This is a genomic window from Companilactobacillus nuruki (assembly GCF_002872255.1).
In the GTDB taxonomy this organism is placed as follows: Bacteria; Bacillota; Bacilli; order Lactobacillales; family Lactobacillaceae; genus Companilactobacillus; species Companilactobacillus nuruki.
In genome coordinates, this window is the sequence record NZ_NIPR01000005.1 from 115,433 (window position 1) to 132,649 (window position 17,217).

Here is a 17,217-nt window from a genome sequence, read left to right on the forward strand (position 1 = left end):
TTTCAATTCAAATTTTTCCTAAACATCTTGTTCAATTTTGTAAAATTTTTCAGGTACTCGCTGCAATAATTGTGATAGTTCACCAATCGAAGCCACGGTTAATTTATGCATCGCACGTGATGCAATCGTATAAACTAATTGTTGTTCATCCTCAGTAAATTTGTCTTTTGAAGCATCCCACATAATAACTGCATCAAATTCCAATCCCTTAGCCAAGAATGATGGCAATACAATTGTACCAGTTGCTAGACGCTGATTTTCCGAACGAATCAAGGTTGACTCTACACCAGCTTCTTTCAGTAACTTATGCAGGTTTTCCGCATCAGCCAATGTTTTAGCAATAATTGCCGTTGTATATTTGTGTTTGTTATTTTCTTGTAATTGACTGACAACTTGTTGAACCGACTCGGTTTCATCTTTAGCCATCAAAAGGTTTGGCAGATCACCATTTCGATTAAATGGCTCAATTTTTTGACCGTTGGTTAAGATGGCCTTAGTGAAGTTAGTAATCTGCTTAGTTGAACGATATGAGTGTACCAATTGAACTACTTTGGTTTCATCACTATCAAATAGGTTTTGTGCTTCACTCAATAATGTTTGGCTATTCTTCTTAGTAAAGATTGATTGATTCAAATCACCCAACATTGTGTAACGAGCCCTTGGGAATTTATACTTCATATAGGCCAATTGGAACGGTGTATAATCTTGAATCTCATCCATAAAGACAAACTTCATATCCAATTCACCATGTTTACCAGTGACCAAATCATATAAATAAAGATAAGGGCTCAAATTATTCATTGATATTTGCTTATTATTGAATGACTTAACAAAGTTATCAACATATTGATTCCATTGATCATTAGTAACATTATACTTACTCAAATCAACGATCTTAGGTACAGCCTTCAAAAAATTCAAATAATTAGCGGCCACATTCAAAAATCTTAAACGTTTGATATTCTTATAAACACCTTGCATCATTGCTGTAACGATCTTACGGGCTAAAAATTTCTTTTCTTCATCGCCATTTTTGAATTCTTGATCCGCAGTATTATAAAGTGCCTGTAATTGTTCCTTATCTAGATTTTCAATACGCTCTGCCACCCAATTAGAACGCATTTCTGCTCCCATCTTACGATGCAATAATTTGACTAAACGTTCAACTGTAGCATCAAGGCGATTTCCTAAGTTATATTGTTCACCGTAACTATAATAAATTTCTTGAATCTTTTCTTTGGGAATAAATACTTTACCTTGGAACTTAATATCCTTAAAAGCCATTCCACTTTGGCCAAGTAATTTACTGTAATTAGTCATGATCTTGAAAAATTCAATGTCCGAAACGAATTTATTAGTATTCTGACTATCTGCATCAACGACTGTTTCAAACTGTTGCGAAAGACTCTCAACTTTAACATTAGGTAAGCGACGGGCTAAAAATTGTTTATATGTCATTTGAACCATATTTTGTTCACCCATCTCAGGTAAAACATCTTTAATATAGTCATTAAACAATGAATTAGGCGAGAACATGACGACTTGACTAGACGTTAATGTCCCACGGTATCTATATAGAAGAAAAGCGATTCTTTGCAAAATAGCTGACGTTTTACCAGAACCAGCGGCACCTTGAACAAATAAGAGTTTCGACTTGGTATCACGAATGATCTTATTCTGCTCACTTTGGATTGTTTTAACAATCCCTTTCATATGTGTAGAAGATTTACCATCCAAAACCTCAAGTAACATCTGATCCCCAATAGTCTCTTGAGTATCAAAGTAAGCTTTGATTTTACCATCTTCAACTAAAAATTGACGTTTTAGAAAAAGATTAACTGCCTGTTCTCCATCTGGAGTTTGATAAGTAACCTCACCTAATTTTCCATCATAATATATGGAAGAAATTGGAGCACGCCAATCGTAAACCAAAAAATGATCGGTCTTATCGGTAAATGAACTTAGACCAATATAAACTGATTCCCGCTTTGGTTCACCTTTTTCTTGAAAATCCAATCTAGCAAAGAATGGATTTTTTTCTAACTTCTTTAAAATTCCTAATCGTTGCTTTGATTGTTGCCAACTATTATTTCTTTCATCCAACATTTGTTGCTGTTGGTGAATGGATAAAGCCGCATCCATCGAAATAGAATCTCCATCCATTCCTAAGTGAATATCATCAAATGCATTATTGATAACTTTTAAATCCTCTTCGGCGACTTCCATATGCTCTTGAAGCCGATCTTCAGACTTTTTAATCTTATCGACCACATCATCAAGATGTGCTTGTTCAATCTTTTTTTCGTCTAGTTCATTAACTTCGGGTTTGTCTGTCATCATAATAACCTCTTAAATTAAAGTTATATAATGTTACCACTAATATAACTTGATTTCAAAAATTCGCAGCCCTTGAGCCACGCTATAAGAACGTAAAAAAGGACAGTAAAATTACCGTCCTCAAAGTTTAATTATTTTAATATTACTGTCGCAGGTCTTCCTCATTAACTTGTTAATCTATTCTATACCTTTTAAATTTGTTTAACCATCATTAAACACTATTTTTATTATGTAAATATAAATTCATCAATCAATAAATATGTGTGATATATCAAATTAAAAGTATCATTAATCAGATTTAATCTTTTTTACATTTTGTTAAAAAAATATTAATCATAATAATAATTGTTATTATTTTTAATAATATTTCAATTGTCGTAAAATTAATTTGTATATATCAACTATTTTATAGCATTGATTTAGTTTATTATATTTAGGGCATGATTATCGGGGGGAACTATATTTTGAAAATTCATATAAAACATAAATTAATATTAACGGTATTATTAATAACAATAGCATTCTCATTTTTTAGTGCTAATAATAATGTAAAGATGGTCACCGCTGCTGACCAAACTGTCAAACCTTATGCCACACCAACATCAGATCCAATAATATTTTTAGGAATCTGGTTGACCAATGGTTACTCTCTTCAACCGGAATCAGATTACTATACCCAAGTGAATAATTCGATAGTTATTCATACATCAGCTAGCCGATCTGTATGGACCTTTTTACAAGGTATGGGAATAATTAATGGAGATGCACCGCACTACCGATGGTACAAATCCACAAACTATGGCCAAAATTGGACAGAAGTTTCTTCAGCTGATGGTGGACATAGAATGAACTTCCCTGTTACCCCCAAAACAGCTGGAACAACCTGGTATCAAATGGATACGCAATACTATAGACTACTAAGCCCACTCCTTAAAACTCATATTTACTCTAAAGTCACAGCTGTTCATGCTAAAGACCCAGTAAATGCCACTTCCTTAAAAGTAACAGCTGATAATAATTATATTTATAACGAATCAGATAACGATTTGGCTCAAAATTACACATTTATTCATGCTTATCCAACCCCTGCAGATTCCACAGGACCGATTACCTATTCAGTTGATAAACCGGAGATAGCAGATTTTGCTACCGATAGTGAAAATGGGGGAACTACGAATCAATTATTAGCCAAATCTGGTGCGACTGGTATGGTCACAGTGACTGCTACTATGCAGAATCCTGATGGTTCTACAGCTAAAGGTTCCACGACTGTAAAAGTAGGTGGTGGTTTGGATGACCAAACTGTTATGGTCGGTAACCCTGCAACTTTCACAATTCATGGTAGTGTAGATGGTACTAATGATAATAGTCTTGGATCTATTAATATACAATGGTTCAAATATGATAAAAGTGGCAAGAAAACCACCGTGGCTTCAAGTAGCAGTACCAATTATAAGGATTTCGTTAGCTATACAATTCCCAAAACAACAATGGATGACAATGGTACTCAATATCAGGCCCAAATAACAGTTTCCTTACTTGGTGGGCTTATTCAAACCGATAGTTTGACTACTAATAAGGCCATTTTAAATGTTAAAAATAAACCAAATATTTCCATAACCGATAAGGCTATTAATAAAACCTACGATGATGGTAGTAACACTGATACAACTCTTAATAATGTAACCAAGAAGGATAATATTAACTATAGTTTTACCTTAAATAATACTAATGATAACTCAGAGGTCGATAATGGTTTCTATGTGATTCCTTTACACTCTGGAACTACGATAAATAGTGTCACATTAGATGGCAATGTCTTAGATTCAAGCAAATATACTATCATTACTGACGGCAATAATGATGACTTAACAATTAGTGGTTTGAATTTTGATAACAATACAAAATCACACTCTATTTCAATCGACACCACTACTCCTAATATAACCTCAAAAGAATCTTTTGAATCTCAATCTTATATTTATGGAAATAGTTACGGTGGAACTACCTACATGACAAATGCTGACCCTATAGAAATAAATTATGTTAATGATGAATTTAACGTTTCCGTAAATGATATTGATTTCGGCTCAATAAATCCCTTTGACAAAGATCAAATAAAATATCGTCCTGACAAATACAACTTGCCTAACAATGTGATAAACATCGATGATCAAAGACGAAATAAAACGGCTATGAAAATATTTGTTTCAGAGCCATCTCAATTAGCAGATGGATTGTCATTAAGATATTATGAAGGTCAAAATTATACCGATTTGTCCTCAAGTGAAACTCTAATTACCCAAACTACTGACAACAGTGTTTCACCTTCAATCGGATGGACTAAAAACAATGGACTTCTTCTTTATAAAGATGACACAATTTTACCTAGTGGAAAATACACTACTAAACTAAATTGGAACTTTGAAGATAGCATTTAAAAAATAAGGTGCGTAGTAACTATTCAATTTTATCTATTTAAAACAAAAAACTAGTAATCGAAATATGATTACTAGTTTTTTCTAGTTAGAAAAGCTATATTTTTAAATTCCAAATTAATCAATCAGCATCAATCGATCAGCATCTAAAATTTTAAATTCATTATTACTAATCTTTTCGATCATACCTTGCTTAGTTAAAGCAGTTAATTTACGACTGATCGTTTCAGGAGTAGTTCCTAGATAAGTGGCGATATCCTTCTTCTTCAAAGGTAAAGTAAATACCTCTTCATCTAAACCGGCACTAGTTTCCAATAAATAATTTGCTAAACGGCTTTCAACACTGGCAGTCGTTGCTTCTGTAGTCTGCTGCTCTAACTGACCAACTCGGCGTCCCAAAGCATTGACCATATTAACTGCTAATTCAGGAGTCATCTGCAACAATTTTTGGAAATCTGTTCTCGATATCTGACAGACCGCTGTATCCATTAGAGCTTGAGCATAACTATTATGTTCTGAATTTGAGAACAAAGCTGCCTCTCCATCAAAGTCCCCTGTTTGCAATATCCGTAACATCTGCTCCTTGCCACTAGCAGACATTTGGAAAACTTTTGCCTGACCATGAGCCACAATTATCAATGAATCAGCAGCATCTCCTGCTGAAAAGAGATATTCACCACTCTTATAATGATGATGCGTTACCAAAGTAGCTACGGTCTTCTTATCAATTGCTGACAAATTTTGAAATATCGTTACTAACTCTACACAATCCTCTGCGGTATGGTCATGCGCCAATTTTCCCATTAATTATTACCTCTTAATCAAAATCTTCATCATCGTCATCTTCAAAACCTTCTTTAGCAGACTTGCCAAGCAAAGCTTGATAAATTCTAATTTGATGGTTATTGAAACCTAATAACTGAACTAGTACTTGAGCCATGAATGGACGATCTTCATTTTCGGCCAACTTAATAGCACGAGTAACAAACATATTATCAGTAGCAAAATCATCAACGATTGTTTGAATCATTTCTTCTGAATTCAAGTATTTGTTCTTACCATCTTCATCGATCATTGCATAGTCTGAATACTCTTTTACGGTTGATGGTGGCAATTCACCCTCGTCTAGTAATTCATCAGCTACTTTATCATACCATGCACTATTTTCAGTAATAGTTTGATTTAGAACCGCTTTATAATTCTCAGCATTTGGTCCCTTGATAAACCATTTTAGTTGGTGCAATTTAACATTCAACAAGAAATGGTTAGAAACTATATGTCCTGTCATTGCTCCTGCGGTTGGCTTATGGTGATCTGCATCGGCTTGTTTTTGCTCAGCCTCAAATTTTTCATCAATTGTCAATTCAGTCATTATGCCATCTCCCTAACTTTCACTTTTAACACTTCATATCCCAAATCAGTTATTACTTCAGCTAACTTATCAGCGGATGTTTTGCTTTCATCAAAATCTGCTCTTACTTTACCAGCATTGAAGAGAACCTTAACATTTGAAACACCGTCTTGATTTTCAACAGCTTTTTGAATTTTTGTCATACATGATGGGCATGTTAATTCACCTAATTGTAAAATTACTTTTGCCATAATCGATTCCTCCATATTTCTTAAACCGTTTGTTCTACTAACTTACAAATACTATCTTAATCAGTTAGCCGTTTTAAGAACTTGATCTGTATCAAGTTTTTGAGATTTATTTTTAATTAATCTCATTGCATTGAAAATAACTACTAAAATACTTAATTCATGAACGAACATTCCACTACCCATATGAATAACTCCAACGATCAAACCAAGTAATAGTAAGGCTACCGTGCCGACTGCAATAACGATATTTTCTTTTGTATTAGCTACAGTCTTTTTTGCCAATACGTACGCATGTGCTAAGGCATCAAAACTTGATTTAACTAGAATAATATCTGATGTCTCAATAGCCACATCTGTTCCGGTTCCCATACCAATACCAATATCAGCTGTGGCAAGAGAAGGACTATCATTGATACCATCTCCAACAAAGGCCACGATACTACCTCGTTCTTGGAACTTCTTAACAAATTCAACTTTATCTTCTGGCAATAATTCAGCGTGTACTTCATCAACAGGCAATCTTTCAGCCACACGTTGAGCAGCCAATCTATTGTCACCAGTTAACATAACAACTCGTTTCAAGCCGGCATCTTTTAGAGCCTGTAGACCTTCCCTTGCATCAGGTCTCAATTGATCGTTAACACCAGCTACCAAACGTAATTCTTTATTTATAGCCATAAGTACCACAGAATCACCATCGTTCATGCGTTTGTTGATAGATTCTCTTTGTTCACCGGAGATCTTGACATTATTTTCTTTCATCAAACGTTCATTGCCGACAAGAATCCTAAATTGATCAGTTTGTCCAACTAAACCTTGACCTTTAATAGTATCAAATTCTGGTAGTTCAGGAGTTTTCTTAATACCTAGATTGCTGATATATTTAACAATTGCCTGTCCCAAAGGATGGTCTGAGGTCTTTTCAACGGCTGAAAGCAAACCAAGCATTTCATCCTTATCGGTACCAAAATTATCAATATCAGTGACACTCATTTTTCCAGTCGTTAGAGTACCAGTCTTATCAAGTACTAAAGTATCAACCTTCGAAAAACTATTTACGGCATTCCCACCTTTCATCAAAATACCATTCTTAGCCCCGTTACCAATCCCGGCAACATTTGAGACTGGAGCACCAATAACTAAAGCACCAGGACATCCTAGAACAAGAACCGTAATTGCTAATGGGAAATTACGTGTGAAAATCCAAACTAAGATTCCAATAATTAATACAGCAGGTGTGTAATATGTAGCAAACTTGTCAATAAAGCGAGCGGCGGGCGATTGGCTATCTTGAGCCTCTTCAACTAATTCAATGATTTTACCAAAAGTAGTATCTTCACCAACTGAAGTGGTTTCAACCGTAATGGTTCCGTTATCTGTTAAAGATCCAGCAAAAACCTTATCGCCAACATCCTTTTTAACCGGTGTCGATTCACCAGTAATTGAAGCCTCATTCATATAGCCTGTTCCACTGATAATCTTTCCATCGACTGGAATTTGACCACCTGGTTTAACTAGAACATGATCCCCCTCGTCCAGATCATCAACATCAACCGTTTCAGTTTGTCCATTATCATTGACCAATTCGGCTGTGGTTGGAGCCATTTTAGTCAAACTTTTAACTGAAGAACGCGTCTTTTCCAAAGTTTTTTGTTCTAGATAATTTCCAAAGAGAAATAAGAAAGTAACGACTGCAGACTCTTCATATTCTCCAATAATGAAAGCACCAATAACTGCAATAGTTACCAATAATTCAATACTGATAACTTTATTTTGCAAAGCACTAATAGCATGTAAAGCAACTGGAATAGCTCCCAAGATACTGGCAACTATCATAAAAATCGTTGCGACCATTTCTAACTTTAATAAGAAACTTGAAACCAAACTCAATGCAATAAAGATTGCGATTAAAGCAGTGATTTTATTTTGATGTTTTGAAATCCATACGTTTAATTTTGTCATCTTACTTACCTCTCTCTTAACTTACAAGACATATTCTAAAGGGAGAAAGCAATTAAAAACTTGATACTAATCAAGTTTAAAGAAAAAGGTTAATTAAATTTATGATGGAATATTGTTTCCATTTAGAATTACAGATACAAAAAATAAGCTATATCGACTTATACTCAATTCAGTCAATATAGCTTTATTTGTATATATCTTATCTAATCATTCTTTTTTCTATTCTCTCTTTGCGACATATAACGTTTTACTGGTGGGAAAATCTTGTTAGCAATTACTTCAGCAATAATAAAACCAACTGCTAATGACATTCCAACTGTTAGAGCCTTAATAAAACCGTAGGCCGCTAAACTATCTTTACCCAAAGCAAAATTCTTCATACTATCATATAAAATTGCTCCTGGGACCAACGATACTAAACATGGTACATAGAAAATATTAACTGGTGACCTAAATAAAATTGCACATAAATTACCTAGTATACCAATTACAATTGATCCCATTAAGTTTGGCATAACCAAGCCATGATTATACCAACCAACCACAATATAGACTATCCAAGCGATAGCCCCTACAAAACCTGAAGGTATCAATGTTCGTCGGGGATTATTAGTAATGATTCCAAATCCAACACTTGAAAGGAAGCCAAAGATAAATCCATAAACAATATCCATCATAATTTAGCCTCCAAATACCGTTTTAACTAAAATTTGACCAATGATTACACCGCCACCGATAGAAATACCAGACATAATTGCATCAATTGCACGCACAGCTCCTGAAATAGTATTTCTTTCAATGATTTCTCTTAACGAGTTAGTCATCGGCACACCTGGAACCAAAGGCATCAGTGCACTAATAATTATATAGTTAGCATCATTAGCTATATTTGTAACTCCCAAAATGTGCGCCACAGTACTGAGTACTAAACTCCCCATCGCTACTGGTATATAAGCTGTAGTCGTATGGCGACCCACATACTGACTAACAACATATCCCAAAATACCCACAAAAAATCCTAGAAACAAATCTTTCCAAGTAGCTTTAAATAATAGCATTGGTGGCATTGAAACCAAACCTGCTCCAATACATTTGATAACCCAGGAGAAATCAGGAGTTTCAGTATCAACTTTTTGGACTTCTTTTTTTAATTTATCATAAGTAATCTCATGTCTTGAGAATTGTCTTGAAAGAGTGTTGATTTCGTCCACTTTTTGTAAATTGAAATCACCCACTCGAACTTTAAAAATTCTAGTTGCTGCACTTTTTTCTGAGCTAACAAAAATACCAGTCATCGTCGCATGACAGACAACCGGTAAATCGATAGTTCGTCCGATATATTCAACTGTATTCTCCACTCGTGCCGTTTCAGCCCCGTTTTCTAACAGTATCGTACCTACCTGACCACAAAGAGTAACAATATCACGTTCACTGATAGTCCCCATACCGGTTTCCTCCAGTATATATTTTTATTAATAGATAATTATTACCACATTTTTTCAAATAAAAGAAGTAAATAAAAAAGTTGAGATCAACCCCAACTTTTAATTTCATTAGCTATTTTATCGTGCTGTAAGGCCAAAGCAGTATAATAAGCAATATTTTTGTAAGTATAATAGCTTTCACTATTAAAATTAATCATTGCCAATGTTCGATAAAATTCATCTAAGAAGTACGATTCCTCGGTTTTTCTGGCAATTTCTATCCCAAGATGAACGGCAATTGCTGACAATTCGTTTCTCCCTAACTTAGCAAATGCTGAGCCTAGTTCTTTATACAAATAAAGAACTTCAAAACCCTTAGCCTTTGAGAAATCATGATAATTTTTTACAATATTATAAACTGTTTCAAAATAATGATTCGACACATCATTATTATTTTTTTCAAGATATACCAAGCCTTTGACCAAAAATGCCAAAGCATCATATATATTATTAACATCCATTTTTGTTTCTAAGTTGACCTTATCAAGATTAAACAATGCATCTTCTAATTTATCTGATTTCAAATCTAAAATTGCTTCAATCAGATGAAACTGAGCCTTGTCCTCTTCTCTAATATCTTTTTCAATTAATTTGTTAGAATCGGATAGATTGCCAACAAGGATATTTTTTTCAATATCATCTAATACACTAACTTTTTCTTTTTGATAATCATCGGAAAAATCACTAAAAATTTGGTTTAACGTCAGATCCAATCGTTTACAAATCTTGACTAAAACATTTATCTGAGGAGTATCATTATGTTTTTCAAGCTTACTAATAGTGTTTTGATTACATAAATTCTTAGCTAAATCTTTCTGTGTTAAATTCAAACTGCGTCTTTTATCGTGTATAACATATCCTAATAGCAATTTTTCATCCCCTACATATTATTTTGCTCTTCCTAATAAAAATGATAAATCCACTCACACGGATTTACCATCATTTTTATTAACTAATGTTTTAAATATGTACCCTTCAACAAAATAACAAACAAAATGAGGACCACTCCACTAATAATTAACAGAATATTATTAGCCTGGTTCCCTGTCTGTGGCAAGGTTCCAGTATCTTTATTTGTATCATTTTTTGTAACTGGTTTGATGTTACTGATATTACTCAAACTACTCAAATCTGATAATAAGCCCGATATATCAGTATTATTCATCAGATTAGATAAATCAGATGAATTCAAACCATCAAAGTCTAGATTAAATCCTAAATCCTTATTTAATCCAAAATCAGGCACATTCAAAGTAATATTTCCAGGGATCAAATCACTTAAATCTGTAATCTTATTAATAGGGAAATCAAAAGTTATATAATTGCTATCTCCCTCACTCTTAAAACTAATATTAAATGGTTTTTGATTATTAATTGAATTAATCTCAAACGCATTTGTACCAAACTTCTTTGGATACTTGATAGTTACCTCAACATAATACGTACCATCAGGATTTTGCATAACCTTTGCAGTATTAGTAAAGTATGGTGAGATTAATGATCCATCACCATTATTTTTAGCAACCTTATAAGTTAACTCCTTCAATACTGTTTTGGGATCATTTGTATTATTATCTGAATCTTTCGTTGTAGTTGTTGTATTATCACTTGGAGTTTCAATAATATCATTATTGCTATCTGAGTTAGAACTCAAATCGCTAATAATACTTTTAGCATTATTAATGCCATTAGTAATATTATTCTCAGTCTCAGTAATTTTGTTTAGACTATCTGTAAATGAGTTATCCCCTTGACTATTCATTGAACTCATATCGAATTTAAAAGTAACATTTTGCTTATCAACGTTTAGATTTAATAATTTAGTCTGAACCGTTGCAGGTATGTCTTTATTAAGGCTATTCAAGTCACTTATCGTGAAACTAATATCAACACGATTATTCCCCTCATTTACCACCTTTGGAGTCTGACCATCGATTGTAGAAACATCTAAACCACTAACTCCAGAAACTCTCGCTACCAATGTCACTTTATAAGTTCCATCATCATTATCTGTCACTGAAGCACTTTTAGTAAATAAAGTATTCATCGGTGAAAGTGAATTAGAGTTCTCCTTATAAACCTCATAATTAATTGTTCGACTATTGTTTGTTGTATCTGCTTGAACAGTTTTTTCCATTTTATTAGGCGAATTAGTATTTACACCAATTGAGCCAAATATTCCCAAGAGCATCCCCACAGACAATAGACTGATCAAAAATTTCTTCATCATATCGCCCCTCTTTAACATATACCAATTTTATCATAATTATTTTAAACACTTAAATATTACGCTATTTTTATCCATTAATAAAATAAACTTTTGATTAGAATTATTAGTACAATATTATAGAATATTTGAAATAAACTAAGAATTAGATATATACTTATACTTATTACTTGCAGGAAGGTGAATTTTTTATGAAACAAGGAACAACAATCCTTACTTTGGATAATGGTTATCATTTATGGACTCATACAGCCGGCCATGGTGACATTAAATTGCTTTGCCTACATGGTGGCCCCGGTGGAAATCATGAATATTGGGAAAACTTTGGCGACAAATTAGCCGATCTAGGTGTTCAAGTAACATTTTATGACCAATTAGGTTCATGGTATTCTGACCAACCCGATTATAGCGACCCCGAAATCGCTAAAAAATATCTTACCTATGACTATTTCTTGGAAGAGGTTGAAGAGGTCAGACAAAAACTTGGACTCGACAACTTCTATCTTATCGGTCAATCATGGGGTGGCGCTCTAGTTCAAATGTACGCTGCTAAATATGGTCAACATCTTAAAGGTGCAATCATTTCAAGTATGGTTGATGAAATTGATGACTATGTGATTAATATCAATAAATGTCGTATGGACGCTTTAGGCCCTGACAAAGTTAAATATATGGAAAAAATAGAAGCTGAAAATAATCTTTCAGATCCTACATATCAAAGTTACGTTGACATTTTAAATGCTGAATATGTTGATCGTAAACAACCAACAGCCATCAGACATTTGGTTGATACAACTGCTGTTCCTGTTTACAATACATTCCAAGGTGATAATGAATTCGTTATTACTGGTAAATTGAAAGATTGGCACTTCAGAAAACACCTCAAGGAAATAACGGTTCCTACATTATTGACTTTTGGTGAACATGAAACTATGCCTATTGAAACAGCTAAGATCATGCAAAAGGAAATTCCTCATGCACGTCTAGTTACAACACCAAATGGTGGACATCACCATATGATTGATAATGCTCCAGTTTATTTCGATCATCTTGAAACATTCATCAAAGATGTTGAAAGTGGTAACTTTAACGATTAGAATTATTAGTGGAATTAAACTAAATTCAAACAAAAAAAGAAGTAGAAATCCTTGTTTTCACATAGGTTTCTACTTCTTTTTTTACTTAGTATTAATATATTTTCTCCACTTAAGTCGGCTAATCCAAGTCTGTTGTGCAGAAATACCATGTTCCTCACTCATCTTTTCATAATCGCCTTCATTATTCATCCGGTATGAATTTTCAGTATCTTTACTATACATCTTGATGATTTTCAATAATTGGCGTTTGGGTTTTTCTTCAATAATCGGAACGGCCAATTCTACACGACGTTCTAGATTCCGAGTCATCATATCAGCTGAAGATATCCACACATCTGTTCTTTCGGTACCATATTGGAATTTAAATATTCGACTATGTTCCAACATTTCCCCAACAATACTTTTAATTCGAATATCTTCTTTAGGACCACAAACACCCAATTTCAGAGAACATGCTCCCCTAACTAAGAGTCTGAATGGTAATCCAACTTTGGCAGCATCGTAGATGGCATTGATAATATCAATATCAGTCAAACCATTAACTTTCATAAAGACTTCACCTTGACCATCACGTTTATAAGCGACCACGGCCTTTTTAATATTTCTCAATATCATATCATTAATACCATTTGGCGACGTAGCGAATAACTGGTATTGAACTTTGGCTTGATTAACTAAATGATCAAAAAATTTAATTGCATCATCTATATACATTTGATTGCTAGTAAAGAAACTTATATCAGAGAAAAAGTGTGCAGTAATTGCATTATAATTTCCAGTTCCGATTTGGACATAACCTGTATTATCAGCATGTAAAGCTAAACAAATCTTAGAATGGACCTTATTAACCTTGTCCCCATATAATACATTTACTCCAGCAGATTGAAGCACCTTGGCAACATCAATATTATGAACCTCATCAAACCGAGCCCGTAATTCAACAATAGCCGTGACATCAATTCCCTTAGCAGATGCTTCTTGAAGCAATCGTAGTAAATCTGAATTGTCTTCAGTTCGGTAAATCGTAATGAAAATTTTAGTAGTCTTAGGGTCATGAACAGCAGCTTCTAAATAGTCAATAAAGACACTGAACGAATCGTATGGATACTGAACTAATAATGATGAATTATCCAAATGTCTTAAAATATTTTTATTAGAATTCCATTTTAAGGCGTCTACTGGAGGAAAAACTACATCACTATGATCTTTATAAAGTTTATAAAAATTATTCAAGAACTTTAGATCTACTGGTCCTGGTATCTTATAAACACTCTTCTTAGTAATATTTAATAATTTAGCAAAGTAATCTCTTCCTTTAGATTCATCATTACCAGAAAATTCTACTCGCATGACCTCACGCAGATCTCTTGTATCTACATAATGAATCATTGTATTCAGATATTTTTCATTAGGCATCTTTTTATCTAAGAAGTCATAGGGTTTATTTTTATCATAAGTTACACGGAAAACAAAAATTTTAGATATTTTATATTTTCTAACTAAATCTTTAGCAGCATGACGCATTACATCTTCAATCAAAATATAATGATTATCGACACCAGTTGCCACTAAGCGACCTAAATCTTCAGGGATTTGACAAGTATAGACATACTTTGGTGTTTCCATCAAAAAGTAAAGATTTTTTCGAAATTTATACTCCTTCGAAAACCTCTGCATATCTAAACGTGGAACGACTTTCTTCGTATAAAATTTTTTTACTGTTTTCTTTTCAGAATCAGAAAGATCTCTATATTTCATCAAACTAAATAATTTTCTTTTTTTGGCTTCTTTAATAGCAGCCTCATAAGCCGTATATTGTTTTTTAATGTTCTCAGTATTGAATTCATAGGCCAAATCCAGAATTTTTTTACCAGAGAATCCAGTTCTGGTTTCTGACTTGTTTTCTTTAACTAAAGTATGAATATTATGCATTCTGACACGGAAAAATTCATCTAAATTATTAGAAGCAATAGCTAAGAATCGCATTTTCTCGAGTAATGGAATGTTTGGATCATACGCCAAGTCAATAACCCGTCTATCAAATAAAATCCAGCTTAAATCCCTATTATAATATTTATCCTTCATATAATTATTTAACCTTCGTCCCTTTGTTCCTTTTTAAATGATTCGTAATCGTACTCCACTTGTTTTACATAACTATTTGTAAAATTCATTAATGAATTAGCAATATCTGCATATTCCGCGCCAAATCCGATAATCAATGGATAGTTTGGAGAATGTGAATGAGCTCTGGCAAGTAAAATGACACAAACTTTAACGTAATCTTCGAAAGAGGCAAAATCTAGTTTGTCTAAATTAATTGATGATTTCATATCTTTAAATTGACGCATATAAAAACTATATTTCTTAGTGTCGAATGCACCCAAGAACGGATCTGAAGCACTTTGTAAGATCAATTGACTATTAACAATATTTTGTCCCTGACTAATTTCTCCATCAGAGTACAACTTGGCATCAGCATAAATTGGTAGAGCCTGCTTAGCCTGCAATACTAAATAGTTATTATCCAGGTCACGTAAAAGTATTAAATAGCATAGTGTTCCTACACTACCAACACCTACACTATGACGAACGATATCTATGATGTTAAAGTCTTCCAAAAACAGCCTTACATCGCTTCGTTGACCCTTTTTGTATTTTTCATAACCATTAGCCATACTCTTATAATCTTTTTCACTAATATGCTGTGTAACTGGCTTATTCTCAACAAACCGGCGTTGACCAGCATCATCTACGTCAGTATATTTTTCAATAACTAATTTGGAATTACTTTTTTGAGCCTTCTTAATACTCTTGGCAATCATATTATTAAACGATTCTTGAAAGTATTCTTCATCATCTTTTAATTTACCAAATATTTCAGTGATATTTTGGAGTGTATTAGGTAAAATAAATCGCTTCATTTCAGAAATTTTGGTCATATGTCTTAAAGTATCAAAATATGTATCAACAACCGTTAATAAAAATTCTTGAACATCACTTTCAACAAATCCATGTTGACGTGCCACAATTAAAGCACTAACCAAAAGACGTTTTAAGTCATATTCCCAATGACCCAAGTGGGCTTCATCAAAGTCATTCATATCAAACAAAAGCTGACCTTCTGATGAACCATAAAAACCAAAGTTTCCTAAATGAGCATCCCCACCAACCAGAACTTTGATACCACTATTTTCAGAATGCGACATATCATAATGCATCACATCGACAGTCCCTCTAAAAAAAGCAAAAAGCGATTTTGACATTCGCTCATACTTAACCGCTAAGAGTTCTGGAACTAACAGTTTATTCTTTATATTTAATATTTTATGTACATTACGCTTCTTAGGTTCAAATTGATCAAACTGATCAGAAACTGTAGTAGCGAAAAATCGTCCTCTAATAATTAATTGCTCGGTGCTCTTAAAAGCATCAGTATCTTGATATGTATATGGTGTTCTGCTCATTAAGGTCATCTCCTCAAATTTATTATACAATAGCTGACTTAGATAATTATTGGCTTTTACTATTTTCTACATTATAGTTTGCTATAGAAAAATATATTTATTAAGTATGTCTAACATTTTTACTTTTATATTGGGAAATAAAAAAGAACCCATCTCTGAGTTCTATTGTAATGTATCATTTACATTCCAAGTCATTTGAAGTTCCGAACAGGGTCAGTGATTTTTTTAAATATCACTCTCCAATTTTGTACCATATAATTCTTAATTTTTCTTTGCTAATTCCTCACGAAGTTAATCTAATTCATTTTTATCCACTAATAATTGGCGTAATTTCTTTTTATCATGTTTCACTTTTGGTTTCCTGCCTTTTGGATGAGTCTTCAAGACTTTTATACCATATTTATTAAAAGCTGTTTTTCAAAGACTGATTTGACACAAATTAATATCAAATCTTGCAGATACTTCAACTAAGGTTTCATCATGAGTTTATTACATCTACGTTTAAATCAACTGAGAAGGTCCGCTTAAACGTCATTCTTGAATCCAGAAACTGACTTGTCATTGAGGTAATTTATGTTTCTTTGAGAAGTAATTAATACTAAT

The 17,217-nt window shown here is 33.2% G+C and carries 13 protein-coding genes; 2 read left to right on the forward strand and 11 right to left on the reverse strand.

Annotated elements, in window-relative coordinates:
• Positions 1 to 18 precede the first annotated feature (18 nt).
• A complete protein-coding gene (gene helD, locus CBP76_RS02740) occupies positions 19 to 2,340 on the reverse strand; it encodes an RNA polymerase recycling motor HelD (RefSeq protein WP_102195400.1) in 2,322 nt (773 codons plus the stop codon).
• A 461-nt stretch (positions 2,341 to 2,801) separates the two neighbouring features.
• Between helD and CBP76_RS02745 the strand changes: the two genes are divergently transcribed.
• On the forward strand, positions 2,802 to 4,778 hold the full coding sequence (locus CBP76_RS02745) for a hypothetical protein (protein WP_102195401.1): 1,977 nt from the start codon (positions 2,802 to 2,804) through the stop codon (positions 4,776 to 4,778).
• Positions 4,779 to 4,892: 114 nt separating this feature from the next.
• On the opposite strand, the gene CBP76_RS02750 is transcribed toward CBP76_RS02745, so the two are convergent.
• The 8 genes from CBP76_RS02750 to CBP76_RS02785 form a co-directional block, all read right to left on the reverse strand.
• Positions 4,893 to 5,579, reverse strand: a complete 687-nt coding sequence (locus tag CBP76_RS02750; RefSeq protein WP_102195402.1) for a Crp/Fnr family transcriptional regulator — start codon at positions 5,577 to 5,579, stop codon at positions 4,893 to 4,895.
• A 13-nt stretch (positions 5,580 to 5,592) separates the two neighbouring features.
• Positions 5,593 to 6,147: a ferritin-like domain-containing protein gene (locus CBP76_RS02755; RefSeq protein WP_102195403.1), complete on the reverse strand. Its 555-nt coding sequence runs from the start codon at positions 6,145 to 6,147 to the stop codon at positions 5,593 to 5,595.
• The gene (locus CBP76_RS02760) at positions 6,147 to 6,377 is read right to left on the reverse strand and encodes a heavy-metal-associated domain-containing protein (RefSeq protein WP_102195404.1); all 231 of its coding nucleotides are present in this window, start codon (positions 6,375 to 6,377) and stop codon (positions 6,147 to 6,149) included. The genes CBP76_RS02755 and CBP76_RS02760 overlap by 1 nt, the downstream gene beginning before the upstream one ends.
• A gap of 60 nt (positions 6,378 to 6,437) precedes the next feature.
• Positions 6,438 to 8,339, reverse strand: coding sequence for a heavy metal translocating P-type ATPase (locus tag CBP76_RS02765; RefSeq protein ID WP_102195405.1), 1,902 nt, complete (start codon positions 8,337 to 8,339; stop codon positions 6,438 to 6,440).
• A 203-nt stretch (positions 8,340 to 8,542) separates the two neighbouring features.
• A complete protein-coding gene (locus CBP76_RS02770) occupies positions 8,543 to 9,016 on the reverse strand; it encodes a threonine/serine exporter family protein (RefSeq protein ID WP_342746068.1) in 474 nt (157 codons plus the stop codon).
• Positions 9,017 to 9,019: 3 nt separating this feature from the next.
• Positions 9,020 to 9,784, reverse strand: coding sequence for a threonine/serine exporter family protein (locus tag CBP76_RS02775; protein WP_102195406.1), 765 nt, complete (start codon positions 9,782 to 9,784; stop codon positions 9,020 to 9,022).
• Between the two features lie 86 nt (positions 9,785 to 9,870).
• Entirely contained in the window at positions 9,871 to 10,692 is an 822-nt protein-coding gene (locus CBP76_RS02780; RefSeq protein WP_102195407.1) for a helix-turn-helix domain-containing protein, read from the reverse strand.
• A gap of 83 nt (positions 10,693 to 10,775) precedes the next feature.
• The gene (locus CBP76_RS02785; RefSeq protein ID WP_102195408.1) at positions 10,776 to 12,053 is read right to left on the reverse strand and encodes an LPXTG cell wall anchor domain-containing protein; all 1,278 of its coding nucleotides are present in this window, start codon (positions 12,051 to 12,053) and stop codon (positions 10,776 to 10,778) included.
• A 188-nt stretch (positions 12,054 to 12,241) separates the two neighbouring features.
• Here CBP76_RS02785 and CBP76_RS02790 point away from each other — a divergent pair, with 188 nt between their 5' ends.
• Entirely contained in the window at positions 12,242 to 13,147 is a 906-nt protein-coding gene (locus CBP76_RS02790; RefSeq protein ID WP_102195409.1) for a proline-specific peptidase family protein, read from the forward strand.
• A gap of 81 nt (positions 13,148 to 13,228) precedes the next feature.
• Here the strand turns inward: CBP76_RS02790 and ppk1 are convergent, their stop codons facing one another.
• Both ppk1 and CBP76_RS02800 read right to left on the reverse strand, forming a co-directional pair.
• Positions 13,229 to 15,232 carry a polyphosphate kinase 1 gene (ppk1, locus tag CBP76_RS02795; protein WP_102195410.1) on the reverse strand — a complete coding sequence of 668 codons (2,004 nt, stop codon included), beginning with the start codon at positions 15,230 to 15,232 and terminating at the stop codon, positions 13,229 to 13,231.
• Positions 15,233 to 15,240: 8 nt separating this feature from the next.
• Positions 15,241 to 16,614 carry a DUF2252 domain-containing protein gene (locus tag CBP76_RS02800; RefSeq protein WP_102195411.1) on the reverse strand — a complete coding sequence of 458 codons (1,374 nt, stop codon included), beginning with the start codon at positions 16,612 to 16,614 and terminating at the stop codon, positions 15,241 to 15,243.
• Positions 16,615 to 17,217 lie beyond the last annotated feature (603 nt).